General features: G+C 64.0%; 19 protein-coding genes. 11 read left to right on the forward strand and 8 right to left on the reverse strand.

The window, feature by feature from the left end; all coding sequences use genetic code 11:
- Window positions 1-15: 15 nt before the first annotated feature.
- Both AC1D0N_RS11775 and AC1D0N_RS11780 read right to left on the reverse strand, forming a co-directional pair.
- Entirely contained in the window at window positions 16-1521 is a 1506-nt protein-coding gene (locus AC1D0N_RS11775) for a winged helix-turn-helix domain-containing tetratricopeptide repeat protein (RefSeq protein WP_477243918.1), read from the reverse strand.
- 136 nt (window positions 1522-1657) lie between these two features.
- On the reverse strand, window positions 1658-2461 hold the full coding sequence (locus tag AC1D0N_RS11780) for a CPBP family intramembrane glutamic endopeptidase (RefSeq protein ID WP_477243920.1): 804 nt from the start codon (window positions 2459-2461) through the stop codon (window positions 1658-1660).
- 263 nt (window positions 2462-2724) lie between these two features.
- On the opposite strand from AC1D0N_RS11780, the gene recO reads away from it, so the two are divergent.
- The 8 genes from recO (at window position 2725) to AC1D0N_RS11820 (ending at window position 10979) form a co-directional block, all read left to right on the forward strand.
- Window positions 2725-3486, forward strand: coding sequence for a DNA repair protein RecO (gene recO, locus AC1D0N_RS11785; RefSeq protein WP_477243922.1), 762 nt, complete (start codon window positions 2725-2727; stop codon window positions 3484-3486).
- A complete protein-coding gene (locus tag AC1D0N_RS11790; protein ID WP_477243924.1) occupies window positions 3483-3617 on the forward strand; it encodes a hypothetical protein in 135 nt (44 codons plus the stop codon). Before recO ends, AC1D0N_RS11790 begins: the two co-directional genes overlap by 4 nt.
- Window positions 3618-3685: 68 nt before the next feature.
- Window positions 3686-6433 carry a DUF2339 domain-containing protein gene (locus tag AC1D0N_RS11795; RefSeq protein ID WP_477243926.1) on the forward strand — a complete coding sequence of 916 codons (2748 nt, stop codon included), beginning with the start codon at window positions 3686-3688 and terminating at the stop codon, window positions 6431-6433.
- 175 nt (window positions 6434-6608) lie between these two features.
- On the forward strand, window positions 6609-7127 hold the full coding sequence (locus tag AC1D0N_RS11800) for a sigma-70 family RNA polymerase sigma factor (protein ID WP_477243928.1): 519 nt from the start codon (window positions 6609-6611) through the stop codon (window positions 7125-7127).
- Complete coding sequence (locus AC1D0N_RS11805; RefSeq protein ID WP_477243929.1) at window positions 7124-7915, forward strand: anti-sigma factor family protein; 792 nt, start codon at window positions 7124-7126, stop codon at window positions 7913-7915. The genes AC1D0N_RS11800 and AC1D0N_RS11805 overlap by 4 nt, the downstream gene beginning before the upstream one ends.
- A gap of 208 nt (window positions 7916-8123) precedes the next feature.
- Window positions 8124-9221 (forward strand): peptidase C39 family protein, encoded by a 1098-nt coding sequence (locus AC1D0N_RS11810; RefSeq protein ID WP_477243931.1) that lies wholly within the window; start codon window positions 8124-8126, stop codon window positions 9219-9221.
- Window positions 9222-9226: 5 nt separating this feature from the next.
- A complete protein-coding gene (locus tag AC1D0N_RS11815; protein ID WP_477243933.1) occupies window positions 9227-10690 on the forward strand; it encodes a RimK family protein in 1464 nt (487 codons plus the stop codon).
- Window positions 10691-10706: 16 nt separating this feature from the next.
- Window positions 10707-10979, forward strand: a complete 273-nt coding sequence (locus tag AC1D0N_RS11820) for a DUF3303 domain-containing protein (protein ID WP_477243935.1) — start codon at window positions 10707-10709, stop codon at window positions 10977-10979.
- A 14-nt stretch (window positions 10980-10993) separates the two neighbouring features.
- Here the strand turns inward: AC1D0N_RS11820 and AC1D0N_RS11825 are convergent, their stop codons facing one another.
- On the reverse strand, window positions 10994-11905 hold the full coding sequence (locus AC1D0N_RS11825) for a LysR substrate-binding domain-containing protein (protein ID WP_477243937.1): 912 nt from the start codon (window positions 11903-11905) through the stop codon (window positions 10994-10996).
- 86 nt (window positions 11906-11991) lie between these two features.
- Between AC1D0N_RS11825 and AC1D0N_RS11830 the strand changes: the two genes are divergently transcribed.
- The gene (locus tag AC1D0N_RS11830; RefSeq protein WP_477243939.1) at window positions 11992-12909 is read left to right on the forward strand and encodes a fatty acid desaturase family protein; all 918 of its coding nucleotides are present in this window, start codon (window positions 11992-11994) and stop codon (window positions 12907-12909) included.
- A 9-nt stretch (window positions 12910-12918) separates the two neighbouring features.
- Here the strand turns inward: AC1D0N_RS11830 and AC1D0N_RS11835 are convergent, their stop codons facing one another.
- A complete protein-coding gene (locus AC1D0N_RS11835; protein WP_477243940.1) occupies window positions 12919-14094 on the reverse strand; it encodes an amidohydrolase in 1176 nt (391 codons plus the stop codon).
- Between the two features lie 102 nt (window positions 14095-14196).
- On the opposite strand from AC1D0N_RS11835, the gene AC1D0N_RS11840 reads away from it, so the two are divergent.
- Window positions 14197-15033 carry an AraC family transcriptional regulator gene (locus AC1D0N_RS11840; RefSeq protein WP_477243942.1) on the forward strand — a complete coding sequence of 279 codons (837 nt, stop codon included), beginning with the start codon at window positions 14197-14199 and terminating at the stop codon, window positions 15031-15033.
- 8 nt (window positions 15034-15041) lie between these two features.
- Here AC1D0N_RS11840 and AC1D0N_RS11845 read toward each other — a convergent pair whose 3' ends face one another.
- The 3 genes from AC1D0N_RS11845 to ygfZ form a co-directional block, all read right to left on the reverse strand.
- Window positions 15042-17183: a putative bifunctional diguanylate cyclase/phosphodiesterase gene (locus AC1D0N_RS11845; RefSeq protein WP_477243945.1), complete on the reverse strand. Its 2142-nt coding sequence runs from the start codon at window positions 17181-17183 to the stop codon at window positions 15042-15044.
- Between the two features lie 67 nt (window positions 17184-17250).
- Window positions 17251-17889 carry a YfbR-like 5'-deoxynucleotidase gene (locus AC1D0N_RS11850; protein ID WP_477243947.1) on the reverse strand — a complete coding sequence of 213 codons (639 nt, stop codon included), beginning with the start codon at window positions 17887-17889 and terminating at the stop codon, window positions 17251-17253.
- The gene (ygfZ, locus tag AC1D0N_RS11855) at window positions 17889-18749 is read right to left on the reverse strand and encodes a CAF17-like 4Fe-4S cluster assembly/insertion protein YgfZ (protein WP_477243948.1); all 861 of its coding nucleotides are present in this window, start codon (window positions 18747-18749) and stop codon (window positions 17889-17891) included. Before ygfZ ends, AC1D0N_RS11850 begins: the two co-directional genes overlap by 1 nt.
- Before the next feature lie 82 nt (window positions 18750-18831).
- Here ygfZ and AC1D0N_RS11860 point away from each other — a divergent pair, with 82 nt between their 5' ends.
- Complete coding sequence (locus AC1D0N_RS11860; protein ID WP_477243950.1) at window positions 18832-20163, forward strand: dihydroorotase; 1332 nt, start codon at window positions 18832-18834, stop codon at window positions 20161-20163.
- An 11-nt stretch (window positions 20164-20174) separates the two neighbouring features.
- On the opposite strand, the gene AC1D0N_RS11865 is transcribed toward AC1D0N_RS11860, so the two are convergent.
- Window positions 20175-20978 (reverse strand): hypothetical protein, encoded by an 804-nt coding sequence (locus AC1D0N_RS11865; protein WP_477243952.1) that lies wholly within the window; start codon window positions 20976-20978, stop codon window positions 20175-20177.
- Window positions 20979-21073: the final 95 nt, after the last annotated feature.

Genomic DNA, 21073 nt, shown 5'->3' on the forward strand with positions numbered 1-21073 from the left:
CGCCGCAGGATGGCGCTATGTCTTCTCTCCAAGTGCCAGCAACACGCCATTGGCAAGATGCTCCACATCGGCGGCATTTTCGAACGGAAGGCCTGTCCTGGCATAGTCGACGGCTGAGAAATCGGCGCCGTCGGCATTGATCAGCCCGGCATGACGTCTTGCCGCTTCCATGTTGCCGAGCTGCGCATAGCATGCCGCAAGCCGGGTCCTGATCCACGGCGTTGGCCGGGTCGCCAGTTCCAGCGCCTCGGCGGCCGGCCGGTATTCGCCCAGCATGTAGAGCGCTAGCGAGCGATCGTATTGGTACCAGTGCGGGTGCAGCGGGTTGATGCGGATGGCGCGCGCCAGCCAGGCGAGGGCGTCGACCGGCCGGCCGCGCATGACCAGGAGATAGCCCATCTGTTCGATGCAGTCGGCGTCGTTCGGATTGAGCTTCAGCGCGATTCGCAAATGATGCTCGGCCGCCTCATGGTCGCGCATGTTGAGCCGCACCAGCGACTGGATGCGTTGGGCGGTCGCCTGGTCGGGCGACAGGGCTATGCCTCTTTCGGCAAGCTCGCGGGCTTTCGCCAGCACGGCCTCGCTGGTGCGCCCGAATTCGCTGTTCAGCACATATGTCAGCGCCAGATAGGTGTAGGCGAGGCCATAAGCGGGGTCCTTGGCAATCGCGGCTTCGAACAGCGCTGCCGCCCCTGTCAGGTCGCTCTGCGCCGGATCGCGCAGCAAGGCAACGCCGCGCAGCACCAGCTCATAGGCGGCAAGGCTGGTCAACGGCCGCCGCGAGGCGCGCTGCAGTCCAGCATTGTTGACCCGCACCACCAGCCGGCCGACGATCTCCTCGACAATGTCCTGCTGGATGGCGAACAGCCCGGCATCCTCTGCCTGGTAGCGATCGCCCCAGAGCTGCGTCGCGTTGGCGGCATCGACGAGGTTGACCGCGGCGACGATGCGGTCCGCCTGCCGCCGCACCGAACCTTCGACGAGATAGTCGGCGCCGATGCGCGAGCGGATGGCCGGCCATTGCGCCGGCGAATGGGAGGCAAACGAGAAGCTCGAATTGCGCGCCAGCACCGTCACGGTGCCGAAGCGGGCGAGGCCGTTGATGATGTCTTCGGCGAACCCGTCGACGATCGCCTCATCGGTGGGATCGGCGCTGTCGTTGCGGAACCTGAGCACCGCCACGATCGGCTGCGCGCCCGGCTCAGGCATCGCCTCTGTCTCGGGCACCAGCATGTAGCCGCGCTTCGACACTGTTCGCACCATGTCCTCGCCAAGCACCTTGCGGATTTCGCGGATCGACTGCGTCAGCGAATCCTCGGTGACGAAAACGCCCGGCCAGACCGTGTCCATCAGTTCCGATTTTGGCACCACGCGGCCGGTATGGCGGGCGAGGTGCGTCAACAATGCGTAAGCCTTCGGCCGCAGGAAGGCCGGCTGATCGGCCCGGCTGAGCGTGCCTTTGCCCAGATCAAGCGTGAAGCCGCCTAATTGAAAAACCTGATCGGTGGTCGAGACCGGCATCAAAAGGCCCGCTCCCTGAAAGCCATGCCGGTATTGGCCTATGGCTGGCAGGCTGGGTCAAGACCTCGCATGTTGGAACCGCCAACGAAAAGGCGCGGCGCCCCCCGGAGTAGGCGCCGCGATCATCGCAATTTGCTCAGGCAGTGCTGGCGACGGCAGACCGCGCTCCCGACCGGCGGACAAAACTTTCGCTGCCGTAGTAGGCAATGATGGCAACCGCGATCACCGCCCAGATCGCGACACCGATCCACTGCTGCTGCACATAGTCGCCGTCGACGAACACCTTGCCGAGGAAGCGCACGCTGTTCTGATGCGTGACATGCATAATGAAGGCGAGCAGCACGCTGCCGGTGTTCTGGTAGAGCCAGGTGAACACCACGCCTGCGAGCAGCACATTGATGGTGCCATGGACGCTGAGGTCGCCGACCAGACCGAGCGGGAAGTGCCAGACGGCCCAGATCACGCCGAGGATCAGGCTGCCTGTCAGCGCCGAATGACCAGCCAGCAGCCGAGGCACCGCAAAACCGCGCCAGCCGGGCTCTTCGCCAAGCGGACCGCTGAAGACGGCATAGAGCGCAATGATCGGCAGCATCTCGCTCATCGCGGGAATGTTGCTCCAGGCGGGCGCAGCAGTGCCAAACAGCGGATTGATCAGGATCGAGGCCAGCTGCGTTGCAAACGGCAGGCCGAACGCCACTAGATACCACACTGGATGCACCCGCCACTTGACCATCGAGGCGAGAATGGCCTTGACCGAACCCCAGCCGCCGGAAAGCGCCGCGACCACGAAGCCGGAGACCATCGGGCCGAAGGTAAACCAGGGAATGCTGTCGCCATTCGACAGCCAGAACGGGATGAACGCCAGCCAGGTCAGGCCAAGCGTCAGCGAAAAGAAGGCGGTCAGCTGGTGCCTTCGCACCAGGCTCAGGAAGGGAGCCATGTCAAATCCTCTCGGCGGGCAGATTGGTCATGAGAGGTCGCCGGGCTGCCCGATCGGTCGACTTGCGTCTGGCTGGCCGAACGGTTTCGGCAGGCCGCGTCGACCGCGTCGGCCAACCCGTCCTTTTTGACGGTTGCGGGCTTGAAAATCCCGAGGGATTTCTGAAAGATTTCCGATATTTCCCAAACCGCCGGCGATTGCATTTCCTGCGCCAAGCGCAGCCAAACTTGATTTTGTCACCGAACCGGTGACAAGTTCTCGCCATGGAATGGCGCGACGAGGGAATCATTCTCGGCACCCGCAAGCATGGCGAAACCAGCGCCATTCTCGAGGTGATGACGCGCGCGCATGGCCGCCATCTCGGCCTGGTGCGCGGTGGTCGCTCGCGCAAGCAGCAGCCGGTCCTGCAGCCCGGCAACCGCGTCGACCTGTTGTGGCGCGCGCGGCTTGACGAGCATCTCGGCACCTTCCAGGCCGAGGCGATCGAAATGAATGCCGCCCGGCTGATGGACAGCGCCATCGCTGTCTACGGCTTGCAGACCATGGCCCAGCATCTGCGCCTGTTGCCCGAGCGTGACGCTCATGGCGGCCTGTTCGAGACGCTTGCGGTGATGATCGTCCATCTCGACGACCCGGACGCCGCCGGCGAACTGGTGGCGCGCTTCGAGCTGCTGATCCTAGACGAACTCGGCTTCGGCCTCGATCTCAGCCAGTGCGCGGCGACCGGCAGCAAGCAGGACCTCGCCTATGTCTCGCCGAAATCCGGCCGCGCCGTGTCGCGTGAGGCGGGCGCGCCGTGGCACGACAAGATGCTGGTGCTGCCAGCCTTCCTGCAGCGCGGCTCCGGCCTGCGCGCAGACCCGGCGGCGGTGGAAGATGCGTTTCGGCTGATCGGCTTCTTTTTTGCCCGCCATGTCTATGAGCCGCGCGGCATCGAGCCGCCCGACGCCCGCGTCGGCTTCCTCGCCGCGCTGCGCAAGCACCATGCGCGCGGCAAGGCCATAGCCGGAGAAACCGCCGCATGAGCGAAGTCGCTCAGAAGGGCCGCACGCTCGCGGTGTCGGAAGCGACGCTGAAAGATGCCAATGGCAAGCTGCTGGCTTTCGGCACCGAAACATGCTCGATCTTTCCAGCCGCCAACCTGGCGGCGCGCTGAATTTTTCTGGCCGTTTGGCCGCCGCATTTGAATGTCAGTGACAACTGGCCTGGTTTGGGGGAACCGCCATGTTTGAGAGCCTGATCGGCCTTGTCGTCATCATCGCGATGTTCGTCATCGTCTCGCGCCAGCAGAGCCGCATCGGCCTGATCGAGCGCGAACTCGGCGCGCTGCGCAGCCTGGTTCTGTCAGGCGCGCATGCCGTGCTGCCAGAGGTCAAACCGGCCGAACAGACAGCAGCCGAAGGCAAGCCGGCGGACCCAGCTCCGGCAGCTGCAGTCATTGCCGACCTGGCTACGCCACCGGTGAGCGAGGCGGGCCAAGCACCAGCGACAGCTGAATCCGGCACTGCCGAGGTCGTTTCCGGACCATGGTCCGGCGACGCGGCACCGGTCGCAGCCGAGCCTGCCAAACCGGCGGCAGCGGCCAAAGCCGCGCAAAAACCCGACATCGAAACGGCACTCGGCACGCGCTGGGCGGTCTGGGTCGGCGGTATCGCGCTGGCGCTGGGTGGCCTGTTCCTGATCCGCTACACCATCGAAGCCGGCATTTTTGGCCCCGAGGTGCGGCTTGCCATGGCCGCGGTGCTCGGTCTGGTGCTGATTGCCGGCGGCGAGTTCATCAGGCGAACCGGCTTCAAGGTGCCGGTGCAAGGCGCTGCCGGCGCATACATCCCGGCGATCCTGACTGCGGCCGGCGCTTTCATCCTGTTCGGCACGGTCTACGCTGCGCACGCCATTTACGGTTTCGTCGGTCCGGCCTTCGCCTTCACCGTGCTTGGCGCCATCGGCGTGGCGACGATTGTCGCCGCTCTCGTCCACGGCCAGGCGCTGGCCGGCATCGGCCTCGTCGGCTCGATGGCGACGCCGGCGCTTGTCTCCTCGCAGGCGCCAAATCCATGGGCGCTGTTCGTCTATCTCGCGATCGTGCTGGCCGCCACTGCCGTGATCGCCCGCATGCGAGACTGGAAATTGCTGATGGCGGCCGCCTTCTTCGGCACCGGCGCCTGGACCATCGCCTACATGATGAGCGCGCCCGCCGCCGAGCTTGCCGTCATTCTGTTCATCAATGCGGTGACGCTGGCGGCGCTTGCCTTCATCTGGCTGGGCAGTCGTGTCGGCGAGGCGGAAACTGCGAAGAATGGCTTCGACTGGCCTTCGATCGTGCCGGGCGTTTTCGTTGCGTTTTCGGCGCTGGGCCTGTCCGTCGACTCCACCCTTGTCGCCGCCGGCGATGCTGTGCCGGGCGCGTCTGTCCTCGTCGCCCTTGTCGCCACCGCGCTCTATAGGCCGCGTGCTTTGCCGCTGCTGCATGCCGCCGGCGTGGTGAGCGTAATGATCTATCTCGGCATCATTCCGCCCACCACCATCGGCTCCGGTTTGTCCCAAGGCAATTTGGGCTTTGACGGCCTGCCGGTGGCGGCCGGAAACCCTTGGACGCTGCACATCGGCCTCGGCCTCGGCCTGGTCTTCATCGGCGCAGGTTTCTGGGCCGCACGCCGCTTCGTCGCGTCGGCGCAGGTCCGCGCCGCCTCCTGGGCGGCGTGGGGCGTGATCGCGCCGCTGGTCATTCTGCTGGCGCTGTGGTTCACCTTCGGCAATCTCGATCGCGATCTTGGCTATGCAGCGGCCGCCGCACTTCTGGTCGCGGTCTTCGCCGCCGGCGGCGAGTGGATCGCGCGCGGTGAGGCGCCGCCGCTACAGGGCGGCCCCGCCGTGTCGTTCGCGCTTGGTGGAGCGGCAATCGCCGGACTGCTGATGCTGCACATGGCCTTCGGCTCCGGCTGGACCACCATCCTGCTCGGTGTCGCGGCCATTGTGCCGGCGCTGGCGACGCGATGGCGCAGCTTTCCGGTGCTCGGCTGGATTTCGGTCGGCGCTGTGATCGCCGTGCTCGGCCGTGTCGCTTTCGATCCGACCATCGTCGGCGCCCAATTCCTGTCGACGACGCCGGTGTTCAACTGGCTGCTACCGGGATATGGCGTGCCGGCGCTCGCCTTCGGCTTTGCCGCCTGGCAGCTTGCCCGCACCACCAATGGCCGGCCGCGCCTCGCCATGGAAGCGGCGGCGGCGCTGTTTGCGCTGCTGACCGTCGCCATGCTGGTGCGCCACGCCATGCATGGCGGCGTCATCGACACGGGTGCGATGACGCTCGCCGAACAGGCCATCTACACGCTGATCGCCATCGGCGCCGGCGCCATCCTGGTCGCCATCGACATGCGCTCGCCAAGCTCGGTGCTGCGCTATGGTTCGATGGCCGCCGGTGTGGTCTCGGTCGCCTTCATCGTTATCCGGCATTTCGTGGTGCTGAATCCTTTGTTCACCGACGAATCGACAGGCCGCATCCCGGTGTTCAACCTGCTGTTCCTCGCCTATCTCCTGCCGGCGGTCGCTGCCGGCGGACTGGCGCTCTACGCCAGGGACAAGCGGCCGAAATGGTATGCGCAAATGCTGGCGCTGGTGGCGGCTGCGCTTGCCTTCGCCTATCCCACGCTGTCGGTCAGGCGCCTGTTCAAGGGCGAGTTCATCGGCCTGTGGAGCGGCCTCGGTCAGCTTGAAACCTACACCTATTCGGCACTCTGGCTGGTCATCGGCGTGGCGCTGCTCACCACCGGCGTCTGGCTGAAATCGCAGGTGCTGCGCATCGCCTCGGCTGCACTGATCTCGATCGCCGTGCTGAAGGTCTTCGTATTCGACATGTCGGAGCTGGAAGGCGTGCTGCGGGCGCTGTCCTTCATCGGTTTGGGGGCGGTGCTGATCGGCATCGGCCTCTTCTATCAGCGGCTGCTGACGCGGGCGGCGAAGGAAAACGGATAAAGGCAAGCAAGAACAATAAGATTTTCAGTCCGGCCGGGAATAAATCGGCAGCCGGCATCGTTATCTCATTGCTTGGGTGACCGGGGCGGCAGACCGCTTCGCGCTGGCCGCTTGCGCCGCGCTTCGAACGCGCGTTGAATTGGGATCAACAAAGGCGACCTCAGAACCAGCGGTCATGGACGAAAAGAAGGCAGCAATCCTTGGCGAAATACCGCGACTGCGCCGCTACGCACGCTCGCTTTTGCGCGACCGCGATTCTGCCGACGATCTCGTTCAGGACTGTCTCGAGCGGGCGCTTATGCGGCTCGACAACTGGCAGACAGGAGAAAGCCCCAGGAGGTGGCTGTTTACGATCATGCATCATTTGTTCATCGACCAGATGCGCAAGGTGAACCGACGCGGCGAGGCCGCGATGCTGCCGCTGGAAGCGGGCGAGGCGCAGGCCGCCCCCGCCGAGCAGGTCGAGAGCATCGCCTCGCGCGAAATCATTGACGCCTTGCAGGCGATCAGCCCCGATCGCCGTGCCGCACTTGTCATGGTCGCCATCGAGGGCTTTTCCTATGCCGAAGCCGCCAACATTCTTGGTGTGCCCGCCGGCACGCTGATGTCGCGCATTGCGCGCGGGCGTGAGGAATTGCGCGGGCTGCTGGACGACACGGCGCGCCGCCGCTCGATAAGGATCGTCGAGAAATGACCCGCCGCGATTTTTCCGAACGCGACATCCACATGGCTCTCGACGGCGAACTGCCGGGCGACGAACGCATGGCTTACGACGCCTGGCTCGATGCCAATCCCGAAATGAAGGCGAGAAGCGCCCGCTTCACCGCGGACCGCGCCGCATTGCGCGCCGCCTTCGCCGGTGTGCTCGACGAGCCTGTGCCGGCGCGGCTCAGGCAAATCGTGCTCGGCGATGCGCCGGCAAGAGTGGCCGTGCCGCGCTCGCGCTGGTGGCTTGCCGCCGCCGCCGCCGCGGTTCTGGTCCTTGGCGGTGCTGGCGGCTATTTCGCCGGCATCGACGGAATTGGCCTTGGAGATTCGGCCGACGACCAGCTTGCCGAACAGGCAATCGCCGCCCATGTCATCTATGCCGCCGAACAGCGCCACGCGGTGGAAGTGCCGGCCAGCGACAAGGATCATCTGCAGACCTGGCTGTCCAATCGGGTCGGCCTGAAACTGGTGGCGCCGGATCTGGTGGCCGAAGGCTTCCAACTCGTCGGCGGCCGGCTGTTGCCTGCCGGCCAGGGCAAGGCGGCCATGCTGCTATACGAGGACGCCAAGGGCGAGCGCATATCGCTGTTCGTCACCGCCGAATCGGCCGAGAAGAGCAAGGGCACCTACATGGTGGACGCCGATGGGCCCGAGGCTGTCTACTGGCTGGACAAGGGTTATGCCTGCGCCGTCGTCGGCTCGTTGCCGCGTGAGCGGCTGGCCGCCGTGGCCAAGAGCGCCTACGGCCAGCTTCTGGCCGGTCTGGCCAGCTGAACCGTGCCGTTTTCCGAAGTCGGTGCCAGTATCGCAAGACGGATACTGTTCAGAGTATTTGCACCGCCAGACCTATAGAGAAACTGTCACAATTCGGCCCTAATCGAGGTGCGATAGCGCATTGATGAATGCCGGTGTTTCGGCTGGTGTTTGCGACGTTTTCGACCAGGGCCTTTTCTACAACCCAATCGAGGTTTTCTGAGCCCGCATGCCTGCCGAGATTCGCACGGCCCGCGCGTCCGACGTCGATGACCTCGCCGCCATCGAGAAGGCCGTTTTCGATAGCGACCGCATTTCCCGCCGCTCCTTTCGCCTGTTGATCGAGCGCGAGACCGCCGAAATGCTGGTCGCCGAAGACGACGGCCGTGTCGCCGGCTATGCGGTTGTGCTGTTTCGCAAGGGCAGCGGCGTCGCCCGGCTCTATTCCATCGCCACCAGCCCCTTTTTCAGTGGCCGCGGCATTGGCCGCATGCTGCTTGAGAAGGCCGAGGAGGCCGCCTTCGAGCACGACCGCATGATGCTTCGCCTCGAGGTGCGCGAGGACAACGCTCGAGCCATCCGCATCTACGAGCAGAGCGGCTATCGCAAGATCGGCCGTGAACCTGAATATTACGAGGACGGCGCCACGGCGCTGCGCTACGAAAAGACATTGCGCGGCGACATCCCGGTCGCCACCCAGGTGCCGTTCTACCAGCAGACCTGCGAATTCACCTGCGGCCCTTGCTGCCTGATGATGGCGATGGCCAATTTCGATGCCGGCTTCGTGCCTGATCCGATCATGGAAATTCGCCTATGGCGCGAGTCGACCACCGTTTTCATGATGTCTGGACCAGGCGGCTGTGAGCCGTTCGGCCTCGCCGTCTCCGGCTATGAAAGCGGGCTTTCGGCGGAAATCTACGTCTCATTCTACGGCGCGCTGTTCCTGCAGTCGGTGCGCAGCGATGACAAGCGCCGGGTAATGGAACTGGCGCAGGTCGACTTTCGCCGCCGGGCGGAACAATACGGCATCCCGGTGAATTACCGTCCGTTCGCCATTGACGATATCCGCAGCGCGATCGCGGAGGGAAAACTGGTGCTGGTGCTGATCAGCGGCTTCCTGATGTTCGGCAAGAAGGTTCCGCACTGGGTGCTGGCCATCGGCGACGATGGCGACCATATCCTGATCCACGATCCCTGGGTCGAGGACGAGAGACAGGAGACCATCCTTGATGCCGCCAACATTCCCGTGCCTTACGGCATCTTCATGAACATGGCGCAGTTCGGCCGCGACGGACTGCGAGCCGCCATCACTCTGGGAAGGCGCTGACAACAATGACCTGGGTCATCCTTACCGGCCGGCAGAGCGATCTCGACCAGGTGGCGACGCCGCACAAGATCATCACCAACCGCGACTACCTTGCGCATCCGTCGCTGTTTCGCGGCCAGCGGCCGAAGGTCATCAACCTGTCCAACAATTACGGCTACCAGAGCCGCGGCTACTATGCCTCGCTGCTCGCTGGTTCGCGTGGTCACAAGGTCATCCCGACGGTCGAGACCATGATCGACCTGTCGGAGCGCAAGCTCTACGAGCACGCGCTGCCGGAACTGGAACTGGCGCTCAACAAATGCCGCAAGGATCTCGGCGGCGCTTTTCCGCAAAAGGTCTGCATCTTCTTCGGCATTGGCCCGTCCAAGATCTGGGACCGCTTCGCCAAACTCCTGTTCGACTGGTTCCGCGCGCCAGCGCTGGAGGTCCACATCAAGGACAGCGCCGAATGGGCCTCGATCCGCAAGATCGGCTTTCATCCGCTGGCCAGGATGACCGAGGAAGAAGAAAAACACTTCATCCAGTGCCTGGAGACCTACACCAACCGCGAGTGGCGCGACACCAAGGGCCGCACGCCGGCGCGCTACACCTTCGCCACGCTGGTCGATCCGCATGAGGAACTGCCGCCGTCGGAGATTTCGTCACTGCGCTACTGGGCCAAGATCGCCGAAAAGATGGGCGTCGAAATCGAACCGATCACCAGGAAGGATCTGGCCAAGCTTGCCAACTACGACGCGCTGTTCATCCGCGAGACCACTTCGATCTCCAACCACACCTATCGCTTCGCCCGCCGCGCCCAGCAGGAAGGCATGCCGGTCATCGACGACCCGTTGTCGATGATCCGCTGCACCAACAAGGTCTATCTCAACGAGCTGATGACCTACAACAAGGTGCCGGTGCCGCCGACGGTTATGATCGCCGGCATTTCCGACCTCGAAGTGGCGGCGCAGACGCTGGGTTTCCCGCTGGTGCTGAAGATCCCGGATTCCTCGTTTTCGCGCGGCGTCAAGAAATGCGAAACCTTCGAGGAGCTGAAGCAGCTGGCGACCGAGTGGCTGGAGGATTCCGACCTTCTGATCGCGCAGAAATTCATTCCGACCGAATATGACTGGCGCGTCGGCGTGCTTGGCGGCCAGCCACTGTTTGCCGTGCACTATCTGATGGCCAAGAAGCACTGGCAGATCGTCAACCACAAGGCCAACGGCAAGCCCGACCAGGGCGGCATCAAGACCTTCACGCTGAAGGAAGCGCCCGCCCATGTCGTCGAGACGGCGGTCAAGGCGGCGCGCTGCATCGGCGACGGCCTCTATGGCGTCGACCTCAAGGAGACCAAGGACGGTGTCTTCGTCATCGAGGTCAACGACAATCCCAATCTCGACCATGGCTGGGAGGATTCCGGCGAAAAGGACGAGGTCTGGGTGCGGCTGACGCAATGGTTCCTGGAGCGGCTCGACCGTCCCGGGCGGTAATTCACCGAGGGGAAAAATGCTTTTCATCGTGATCGAGGATTTTACCGGCTGCGATCGCAAGGTGATCTATCGCCGCTTCCGCGACCGCGGCCGCCTGAAGCCGGACGAGCTTGTCGTGCACCACAGCTGGATCGCGGCGGATATGAGCCGCTGCTTCCTGCTGGTGGAGGCCGATGACGTCACGCTGCTGCAGCGCTGGGTCATCGAATGGGCGGATCTGGTGGAATTCGAGATCGTTCCCGTGGCAACGAGCAAGGACATGGTGGTGGCATTGAGCGGGCACCTCTGAACGGCCGCAAGCCATCACCGGAGCGCCAGCGACCCCACCGATTTTAGGCATTCGTCGATCAGCCATGTGCGGAAAGCCGCCACCACATCGCGCCTTGCGCTGCGTTCCGGGATCGTCAGGCAATAGGACTGGCGCAGCTCGATCGAGCGGGCGACCGGCCTGATCAGCCCGCCATCCTCCACCGCCTCGGCGCAAAAGACGCCTTGCGCCAGCGCCACACCCAGCCCCGAAATGGCAAGGTCGAGCGCTGCCCGCGACGAGTTGGCCGAGAGGCCGCGCTGTGTGGCCCGGCCGGGCGCAACCCCGCCCGCCTCGAACCAGTTGCGCCAGGATGGAAAGGACGCGCCGGTCGGCCCCCAATCCGTATGGATCAGCTGCAGGCCGGCGAGGCTGTCCGGCATGATCTCACCGACAAGGCCTGGCGCGCACACCGGATAGACGGCGTCCCTGACGATGTCCTGCGTCGGCTGGTCGCGATAATGCGGGCCGTAGGAGAGCCTGATGTCGATCAACTCGCGGTCGAACGACACCGGGTCGTCGTCGCCTCGGAGCGATATGTCGACAGCGCCATGGCTTGCGACAAAGCCGGCGAGACGCCGGGAAAGCCAGCCCATCGCCATCGATGGCGGCACCGACACCACCAGCCTGGGGCGGAACGCATCGCCGCCCAGCTCACGCGAGACGCTGCCGATCTCCTGGAAGGCCATGCTCAACCTGGGCAGCATCTCGACGCCGGCTTCTGTGAGGACGACGCGCCGGTTGACCCGATGGAAAAGCTTGCGGCCCATCTGCTCCTCGACGGTGCGAATGAGTTGGCTGACGGCGGCCGCCGAGATCGAGAGTTCTTCCGCCGCCGCTGCAAAGCTGCCCGAGCGGGCAGCCGCCTCGAAAGCCTGAAGTCCTTTCAGCGATGGAAGCATGGCCATTGTCAATCCAATAGATAAGCTCAGCTTACCTATTTTGCAGAAATCCTCGTTTTTCGAAAGGTTTCTTGTTGGAGTAACTTGGGTCCATGAACACATCAGTTCAAAATGAACCCAGGGACCACCGCGACGTGATCGCGTCGCTGACGCAGCAGGAGCGCGACCAGCTGACCGCCAAGTCGGATCGCCTTGGACTGGTCCAACTCGCCGCCCATTGGAGTGCGATCATCGTCCTCGGCGTGCTGATCGCCGCCAAAGTGCCGTTCTGGCCGCTGCTGATGCTGCCGCAAGGCATATTGATCGTCTTCCTGTTCACGCTGCTGCACGAGACGGTGCATCGCACCGCCTTCGAGACGCAGCGGCTGAACGACGTCGTGGCGCGCGTCTCCAGCCTCGCAATCGCGCTGCCGGCCGACTGGTTCCGCTATTTCCATTTCGCTCATCACCGCTTCACCCAGGACCCGGAAAACGATCCCGAGCTGGCCCTTCCGAAGCCTGAAACATGGCGGCAGTATTTGATCCACGTCTCCGGGATTCCGCTGTGGTGGGGATATCTCCAGACGCTCTACGTCAACGCCACCGGCCGATGCAGCGGCAGCTACGTGCCGCCAAAGGGCCACCCCAAGGTGCGCGCCGAGGCGCGCGCCATGATCGCCTTCTATGCCGTCGTGCTTGTGCTGGCGCTATGGTTCAAGGCGACGGTGCTGCTCTATGTCTGGATCGTGCCGGCGCTGCTCGGACAGCCTTTCCTGCGGCTCTACCTGCTGGCCGAGCATGGCCGCTGCCCGCTGGTCGCCAACATGCTGGAGAACACCAGGACGACGCTGACCAACTGGCTGGTCCGCAAGCTCGCCTGGAACATGCCCTTTCATGCCGAGCATCATGCCTATCCGGGCGTGCCTTTCCATCAGCTGCCGCAGTTTCATGCCCTGATAGAGCGCCATCTCAAGGTGGTTGAGCCCGGCTATGTCAGCTTCCATGAAAAATACATCGAGACGCTGCGTTGACTGCTGCAGTCAGACCGTCTGCGGCAGCGTCTGCTCGACGAGGGTGACGAAATAGCTGAGCACAATCGGAACGATCGCGTCGTTGAAGACGTAGCGATCGCCGTGCAGCCCTTCGCCGGGTCCGACATCGCCAGCCCCGATCCATGCATAGCAGCCGCCGGCTTCCCGAATCATGTAGGCGAAATCCTCACAGCCCAGGCTCGGGTTGAATTCGGTCTCGACCTGCTCGCGGCCGACGACGGAGGCAGCGGCCTGGACGGCTCGCGCTGTCGCCGCGGCGGTGTTGATCACCGGCGGGTAGCCTTTCCTGTAGGTGAGCTTGCTGGCGAGGGCATGTGCAGCGGCGATCCCCTGCGCGATCTCGCCAATGAGTTTTTCGCAATGGTCCGACAGCGCGGGCTCGAAGAAGCGACAGGTTCCTTGCAGCCAGACCTTGCCCGGCACGATGTTGCCGACATTGCCACCATGGATTTGCGTGATCGAGACGACCAGCGCCGTCTGCGGATCGACGGCGCGGCTGACGATGCGCTGGACAGCTTGGACGAAAGCTCCGGCTGCGAGGATCGGGTCATCGCCGAGTTGCGGCATGGCGGCGTGCGCGCCGGTGCCCTCGAAGCTCAGTTCGAAATTGTCGACGGCCGCCATCATCGGACCGGCACGCGTGGCAATCGTCCCCAGCGGCACGCCTGGCCAGTTGTGGACGGCGTAGACGCCTTCCACCGGAAAACGCTCGAAAACCCCATCCTCGATCATCCGCATGCTGCCGCCCTCATTCTCTTCCGCTGGCTGGAAGATGAAATAGACGGTTCCGTCAAAGGCGCGGCTGTCGCTCAGCAATTTTGCAGCGCCGAGCAACATCGATGTGTGACCGTCATGGCCACAGGCATGCATCACGCCTGGCATTTTCGAAGCGTAGGGCAATCCCGTCTTCTCCAAGACAGGCAAGGCATCCAGCTCGGCCCTCAGCCCGATCGCACGCGAGCCTGATCCGCTCCTGAGAACGCCGATCACGCCGGTGCCGCCAATCCCTTCATGGACTTCGTCGAGCCCAAAGGCGCGCAGCCGGTCGGCAACGAAGCGCGCGGTCTCATGCTCGTTGAAGCTGAGTTCGGGATTGGCATGGATATGATGCCGCCAGGCGATCACCTCCGGTGTGAGGGCAGCGACGGGGTCATTGTGCAGCATTGCGCTCTCCTTCCTGGCCGACTTAAAGTCGGCGCGGTTCGGGTCGATGATGTCGCAGGGAAATAGAGCGTTGGATCGGCAGCGTCTTGAACAGGATTGACCATGTCGAGAATTCCGGATCCCAAGGCAGAGAGGACGCAGTTCTGGCGTCACCCGCATTTTCGCGATCTCGGCATGCTCAAGGCGCGCTTCACCCGGCATCGCTATGACCTGCACACGCATCCGACCTACGTCATCGCGCTGATCACGCAAGGCAGCGAGCGCGTCCGCATCGGAAGCCAGACCGTGGTCGCGCCGGCCGGCACGGTGCTGATCGTCAATCCCGAAGTGTGGCATGACGGCGAGGCGGGCGCCGATGCAGGCTGGGCCTACCGGACCTTCTATCCCTCGGTCTCGCTGATGAGCACGGTCGCCGCGGAACTGGGGCAAGATCGTGCGCCGCTGTTTTCACAAGCGATCATCGATGACGGCGACCTCGTCCAGACGGTCGCCATGGCGCATCAGGGTTCGACATCCGGTGACGCCACGAGCGCCGAAACATCCATGCTCATCGCCTTGCGCAAACTCATTCTTCGCTATGGCGATTGGGGCGGCCGCCAGCGCGAGGCGGTTGAAAGTTTCGGGTCGCGGACAAGGCTCTCGATCTACGAGCAGGTCATCGAGGACAACCTCAGCGCCGAACTCGACCTGCAACGGCTCGCTCAAGCTGCCGGCGTGACCCGGTTCCAGGTGATCAGGGATTTCAGGAAATTGGTGGGTCTCACCCCGGCGGCATTCATCCGCGATCGAAAATTGCGCCGCGCCAACCTGCTGATCCAGCAGGGCTCAAGTCTCGCCGATGCTGCCTTTGCCGCCGGCTTCTCGGACCAGAGCCATCTCTCCCGCATTTTCCGTGCGGCGCACGGAATGACGCCGGGGATGTTCAGGCGGGCTGGCTGACATGGCGCTCAACCGGATTGGCTGAGCGCCACGCTGGTTTTCATCAGACGATTGATGTCCGCCACCTTCGACGGCACGCCGATCAGATAGCCCTGCGCCTCGACGCAGCCATATCTGCGCAGCGTGTCCAGTTGGGCTTCGGTCTCGACGCCTTCGGCGGTAACGGTGATGCCAAGCTCCTGGCCAAGACTGATGATGGTGCGCACGATCGCCGCCGTGTCGTGGCTGTCGATGTCGCGGATGAAGGAGCGGTCGATCTTGATCTTGTCGACGGGGAAGCGCCTGAGATAGCCGAGCGAGGAATAGCCGGTCCCGAAATCGTCGAGGGCAATGCGGATGCCCAGATCGCGTAGCTGCCTGAGCGTCTTCAGCACCGTGTCGCTTTCGTCCATCAGCACCGTCTCGGTGATTTCCAGTTCGAGCCGGTTGGCCGGGACGCCGGAAAATGCCAGCGCCGAGATGACGCTGCGGGCAAAGCCGCCGCTCTTGATCTGCACCGCCGAGACATTGACCGCGATGCGCAGTCCGTTCGGCCAGGCCGCTGCCACCGTGCAGGCCTTTCGCAACGCCCAGTCTCCCAGCTGCACGATCAGCCCGGTCTCTTCGGCGACCGCAATGAAGTCGTCGGGCGCCACCAGGCCGCGGGCCGGCGAATGCCAGCGCATCAGGGCTTCGGCGCCGACGATGTCGCCAGAGGCGATGTTCATGATCGGTTGGAAATCCAGTGCGAATTCGCGCCGCGGCAATGCCGCTTCGAGGTCGCTTTCAAGCGCCCGCCGCGCCCGCACCATCGCGTCCATGCCCGGCTCGAAGAAACGATAGACGTTGCGGCCTTCGCTCTTGCCCCGGTAGAGCGCCATGTCGGCGTTCTTCAGCAGCGTGTCGGCATCCTCGCCGTCATTGGGGTAAAGCGCGATGCCGAGGCTGATGCCGATATGCATGTCACGGCTTTTGTCGCGAAACGGTTTGCCGATGATGTCGACGATGCGCTTTGCCAGTTTCTCGGCGTCGGCAGCACCTTTGGGGTTGAACTGGATGATGGCGAATTCGTCACCGCCGAACCGGGCGACGACATCGGTTTCGTTGCGCAGGCAGCGCTGCAGCCGTTCAGCCACGCATTTCAGCAGCCAGTCGCCGGCCGGGTGACCCCAGGTGTCGTTCACGGCCTTGAAGCGATCGAGGTCGAGCGAGAAGATCGCCAGCGGTGTGCCTTTGGCCTCGCTCAAGGCGCGGTCGAGCCGTTCGCGGAACATCGAACGATTGGGCAGGTTGGTCAGCGTGTCGTGATGCGCAAGATGGGTCATACGCTCTTCGACAAGCTGGCGCTCGGTGACGTCGTCGAACGTCGTTACCCAGCCGCCGCCGCTCATGAGCCGCCGCGTGACCAGAAGCGTCCTGCCATCCGTAAGATGGCGATATGCCGAATGCGTTTTCGTCGCCTTCAGGCAGGCTTCGGTCTTGGTGACTTCGCTGTCGACGTCGATCTTGGTGTAGATGCCCAGTTCCAGCAGTTTTTCGAGCGCGTCGCGGTGCGTCGTTCCGAACGGGAAGTCGGCCGCGTTGACCTGATAGAGCTCCAGAAAGCGCTCATTGCGCACGATCATCTTGCCGTCGGCGTCATACATCAACAGGCCTTGCGACATGTTGGCGAGCGCCGCGTCGAAGCGGCGATGCTGCTCCTTCAGCTCCAGCTCGGCGCGCCGCTGCTCGGTGATGTCTTCATAAATCGACACCCAGCCGCCCCGCGCCAGCGGCCGGTGCGTGATGTTGATGACGCGTCCGTCCGACAGCTTCTCCTCGTAGGTCGAGGCTTTTGCCTGGTCGATATAGGGCTTGCGGATGGCATAGAGTTCCGCGGCACTGTGGAAGGCGACGCCGATGTCGACGCTGTGCTGGAGGATATCGAAGAACCGGATGCCGGGCTGTACGACATCGGCATCGAGGCGGAAGATGTCGAGGTAGTTGCCGTTGCAAATGATCATCCGCTCATCGGCATCGAACATGCACAGGCCATGCGACATGTTCTCCACGGCTGCCGAAAAACGCTCGTTCTGTTGGCGCAGTTCGTCCTCGATCCGTCGCGGCGTGGCCACACCTTCGGCCTCCTGTCCTGGGACAGGCGAACCAACCTCGGTATGAGCGACGGGCATGAGGCGAGCCTGCAGACCGTGAGTAAACACGGATACTTGTCGCCACGCCGGTTAATTTACCGTTTTTTCAGGAACCGGAATGCACCGCAACGGCCGCCTGCCGGCTGGTTTCAAGCGCCGCGAACCGCTTGAGGAAGGCATTCTGCGCCCAGGTCACCGAGCGCGGCGTGAAATCGAAGCGCTCGGCGTTGAAGCCGCGCGGCCGGCCGAAGAACTCGGTAGCCTCGGCGGTCGAAAACCCGGCCAGCAGCGTCGCCTCGAAATAGGCGGCGATCTGGTCGGCGCGCTTGATCTCCTTGCGCAGCGTCGCACCGAGTTCCTGCGGCAGCGAAAAGCGCTGATGGATGGCGTGCTGCAGCCGCAGCTCGCAATCCTTGTAGCTGCCGCCCATCACCGATTTGAACGGCGAGATCATGTCGCCGATGACATATTCCGGTGCGTCGTGCAGCAGCGCCGCCAGCCTTGCGTCGGGCGAGGCTTCGGCCACCAGCTCCGAAAACAGCGCCTCGACCAGCAGCGAATGCTGGGCAACGGAAAAGGCATGCTCACCGCTGGTCTGGCCGTTCCAGCGGGCGACGCGGGCGAGACCATGGGCGATATCGGAAATCTCGATGTCGAGCGGCGAGGGGTCAAGCAGGTCGAGCCGCCGGCCAGACAGCATGCGCTGCCAGGCGCGCGGTGGCGCCCCGACGCGATCGGCCGCCATCAGGCTTCCTCCACGCCGACGGCTTCCCTGGGAAAGTCGAATTTTGCCCAAGCCGGAATGGCAAGCGAGACGGTGACGCCACCCGCTAAAACAGGCTGGCGGGCATCGAGCGCCGCCTTGACGCGGTCGATGCGGGCGATGGCGAGGCCGGTCGTGCCGGCAGTCGAGCCGAGCGTGCCGACCGGCCGCCCGGCGACCGTCAGCTCCGTGCCTGGAGCGGGCAGGGGACTTTCGCCCTGCACAATCAGCACCCGCCGTCTGGCAGTGCCGCGATGCTGCATGCGCGACACCACCTCCTGACCGACATAGCAGCCCTTTTTGAAGCCGACGCCGCCGGTCTCGTCGAGCAGCACATCGTGCGGGAAGGCGTCATTGAGTTGATAGTCGCTGCCACTTTCGGCGATGCCATGGGCAATGCGCAGGGCCTGCCAGGCGGCGAGGTCGCCATTCTCGGCGCCGCCGCCGTAGACGCGCCTGACGGCCGCGTCGACGAAGCGCGCATCGGCAACATCAGTTGAATCAGATTGTGAGGCGATTGAATCATCTCCCCAGGCGACGGTGACAAGTCCTTGATCGACCTTGGCAATCTCGACCTTGGCCCGCAACTTGTAGAGCGTCAGCCGGCGCACGAAATCGTCTGATATCTCGGTGCGGCATTCGAGGCGGAAAGCATTGTCGCCAGCGCGCGAGATCAGGAAATCGAACAGGATCTTGCCTTGCGGCGTCAGCAGCGCCCCCGGCTTTGCCTCGCCGCCGCGGAGCACGTCGAGGTCGGTGGTCAGAATGTTTTGCAAAAAATGCTCGGCATCCGGGCCTGACACGGAAATGAGGGCGCGGTCTCTCAGCAGGGCAAAGGGCATGGGTGAAAAGCAGCCTGATCTTGCAAAACGGTCGGCCATTACGTAAGCCGCTGATACTCCCCCCGCAAGAGACCGGAGCCACATGGCCACGACCTACGACCTCATCCTGACAGGCGGCACGGTCGTCAACCATGACGGCGAGGGGTTTCGCGACATCGGCGTCAGCGGCGGCCGCGTCGCGGCAATAGGCGATCTCGGCCAGGCTTCGGCCGGTGAGACGATCGACTGCCGCGGTCTGCACATCCTGCCCGGTGTCATCGACAGCCAGGTGCATTTCCGCGAACCCGGGCTGGAGCACAAGGAAGACCTGGAGACCGGTTCGCGCGCTGCGGTGCTCGGCGGCGTCACCGCCGTGTTCGAGATGCCCAACACCAACCCGCTGACCACCAGCGAGGCGGCTCTCGCCGACAAGCTCCGGCGCGCCTCCGGCCGCATGCATTGCGACTTTGCCTTCTGGGTCGGCGGCACCCGCGAGAATGCCAAAGACGTTGGCGAGCTCGAACGGCTGCCGGGTGCGGCCGGCATCAAAGTGTTCATGGGTTCGTCCACCGGCGACCTGCTGGTCGAGGACGACGAGGGCGTCGCCTCGATCCTGAGGAACACCCGCCGCCGTGCCGCCTTTCACTCCGAGGACGAGTTCCGGCTGCGCGAGCGGCTTGGCGAGCGCATCGACGGCGATCCGTCATCGCACCCCGTCTGGCGCGATGAGATCGCCGCCCTGCGCTGTACGGAGCGCCTCGTGCGCATCGCGCGACAGACCCGCGCCCGCATCCATGTGCTGCACATCTCAACCGCCGAAGAGATTTTGTTTCTCGAACGGCACAAGGATGTCGCCACCTGCGAGGCGACGCCGCACCATCTGACGCTGAGCGCGGACGACTACGCGCGGTTGGGCACGTTGATCCAGATGAATCCGCCGGTGCGGGCGGCGCGCCATCGCGACGGCGTCTGGCACGGCATTGGCCAGGGCATCGTCGATGTGCTGGGCTCCGACCACGCGCCGCACACGCTGGCCGAAAAGGCGAAGCCCTATCCGGCCTCGCCGTCCGGCATGACCGGTGTGCAGACGCTGGTGCCGATCATGCTCGATCACGTCAATGCCGGCCGGCTGACTTTGCAGCGCTTCGTCGACCTCTCCAGCCACGGCCCGCAGCGCATCTTCGGCATGGCCAGAAAAGGCCGCATCGCCGCCGGCTACGACGCCGATTTCACCATTGTCGACCTGAAGCGCCGGCAGACCATCACCAACGCGCAGGCTGGCTCGAAGGCCGGCTGGACGCCCTATGACGGCAAAGAGGTCACCGGCTGGCCAATCGGCACCGTCGTGCGCGGCCAGCGTGTGATGTGGGACGGCGAGATCGTCACACCGGGCCAGGGCAGGGCAGTGGAGTTTGCCGAAGCGTTGCCGGCTTAGGCTTGTGCCGTTCAATCCCCGGCGACGAAGAACGTCCATTGTCCGGCGGGCGTGATGCCGACGCGGTAGAAGATGTAAGCGCCGAACTGCTTCATGTCGTCATAGTCGCCGGCGGTGACGATCTTGAACAGCTCGACCCGCTGTTTGGCGTCGAGCTTGTCCAGCGGCAGGGCGAAGAAATACGGCCAGACATAGAGTTCTTGCGGCGTGCCGACGTCGATATGGACATAGCCGGCATTGAGCACTTCTTCCATGATGGCGAGGATTTCCTGGCCTTCGGTGTCGCCTGAAAGGCCCTTCAGGAAGGCGATCGGGTCGCCGTCGATGTCGCCCAGCGACAACTGGGTCATGGTATCGCCCTTGCCGATCAGCGGCCTCAGCTTCTCGATGTCACCGCTGACGCAAGCCTCGACGATCAGATCGTGCATGCGCCTGACCGGCTCCGGCAGCTTGGAAAGGTCGTAGACGACTTCGGGCAAGGGCGCATCCGGATCGACACGCGGATTGGCCACGCCGCCATCGTCGGTCGGCCCTTCCGGCTCGCTCTGCTCGGGATCGTCGGAAGGCTTCGGTTGATCGGCCGCTGGTGGCGTCGTGCCGAGCGGATCGGGCATCGGCACGGCACTACCGGGCGGCGACATATCGTCGGCGGCGGGTGGCGCGACGGGCGAGGGAAGGTCGTCCCGCTTGATCTCACTCAAGGCATAGGCTGGGCTGCTGGTAAGACAGAGCGCCAGTGGTGCAGCGGCGCAGCAAGCGGCGAGCCAGATGCTGAGGATCAAGCCACGCGGCTTGCCTGACATCGAAAAATTCACCGACTGCTTCTCCTTGGTTCTCAGGCCCTTACAGGTGCCTAGGGCCATACAAGTGCCCAGGCTCGTCCAGATGCCTTGGGCCGAGTGCCCAAGTG

Source organism: Mesorhizobium sp. P2_E10, assembly GCF_056404235.1.

What these genes read in the sequence shown, in the direction of transcription:
- AC1D0N_RS11775 (WP_477243918.1), bottom strand. Translation starts at nt 1,521, where the DNA reads ATGCCGGTCTCGACCACCGATCAGGTTTTTCAATTAGGCGGCTTCACG.
- AC1D0N_RS11780 (WP_477243920.1), bottom strand. Translation starts at nt 2,461, where the DNA reads ATGGCTCCCTTCCTGAGCCTGGTGCGAAGGCACCAGCTGACCGCCTTC.
- recO (WP_477243922.1), top strand. Translation starts at nt 2,725, where the DNA reads ATGGAATGGCGCGACGAGGGAATCATTCTCGGCACCCGCAAGCATGGC.
- AC1D0N_RS11790 (WP_477243924.1), top strand. Translation starts at nt 3,483, where the DNA reads ATGAGCGAAGTCGCTCAGAAGGGCCGCACGCTCGCGGTGTCGGAAGCG.
- AC1D0N_RS11795 (WP_477243926.1), top strand. Translation starts at nt 3,686, where the DNA reads ATGTTTGAGAGCCTGATCGGCCTTGTCGTCATCATCGCGATGTTCGTC.
- AC1D0N_RS11800 (WP_477243928.1), top strand. Translation starts at nt 6,609, where the DNA reads ATGGACGAAAAGAAGGCAGCAATCCTTGGCGAAATACCGCGACTGCGC.
- AC1D0N_RS11805 (WP_477243929.1), top strand. Translation starts at nt 7,124, where the DNA reads ATGACCCGCCGCGATTTTTCCGAACGCGACATCCACATGGCTCTCGAC.
- AC1D0N_RS11810 (WP_477243931.1), top strand. Translation starts at nt 8,124, where the DNA reads ATGCCTGCCGAGATTCGCACGGCCCGCGCGTCCGACGTCGATGACCTC.
- AC1D0N_RS11815 (WP_477243933.1), top strand. Translation starts at nt 9,227, where the DNA reads ATGACCTGGGTCATCCTTACCGGCCGGCAGAGCGATCTCGACCAGGTG.
- AC1D0N_RS11820 (WP_477243935.1), top strand. Translation starts at nt 10,707, where the DNA reads ATGCTTTTCATCGTGATCGAGGATTTTACCGGCTGCGATCGCAAGGTG.
- AC1D0N_RS11825 (WP_477243937.1), bottom strand. Translation starts at nt 11,905, where the DNA reads ATGGCCATGCTTCCATCGCTGAAAGGACTTCAGGCTTTCGAGGCGGCT.
- AC1D0N_RS11830 (WP_477243939.1), top strand. Translation starts at nt 11,992, where the DNA reads ATGAACACATCAGTTCAAAATGAACCCAGGGACCACCGCGACGTGATC.
- AC1D0N_RS11835 (WP_477243940.1), bottom strand. Translation starts at nt 14,094, where the DNA reads ATGCTGCACAATGACCCCGTCGCTGCCCTCACACCGGAGGTGATCGCC.
- AC1D0N_RS11840 (WP_477243942.1), top strand. Translation starts at nt 14,197, where the DNA reads ATGTCGAGAATTCCGGATCCCAAGGCAGAGAGGACGCAGTTCTGGCGT.
- AC1D0N_RS11845 (WP_477243945.1), bottom strand. Translation starts at nt 17,183, where the DNA reads ATGCCCGTCGCTCATACCGAGGTTGGTTCGCCTGTCCCAGGACAGGAG.
- AC1D0N_RS11850 (WP_477243947.1), bottom strand. Translation starts at nt 17,889, where the DNA reads ATGGCGGCCGATCGCGTCGGGGCGCCACCGCGCGCCTGGCAGCGCATG.
- ygfZ (WP_477243948.1), bottom strand. Translation starts at nt 18,749, where the DNA reads ATGCCCTTTGCCCTGCTGAGAGACCGCGCCCTCATTTCCGTGTCAGGC.
- AC1D0N_RS11860 (WP_477243950.1), top strand. Translation starts at nt 18,832, where the DNA reads ATGGCCACGACCTACGACCTCATCCTGACAGGCGGCACGGTCGTCAAC.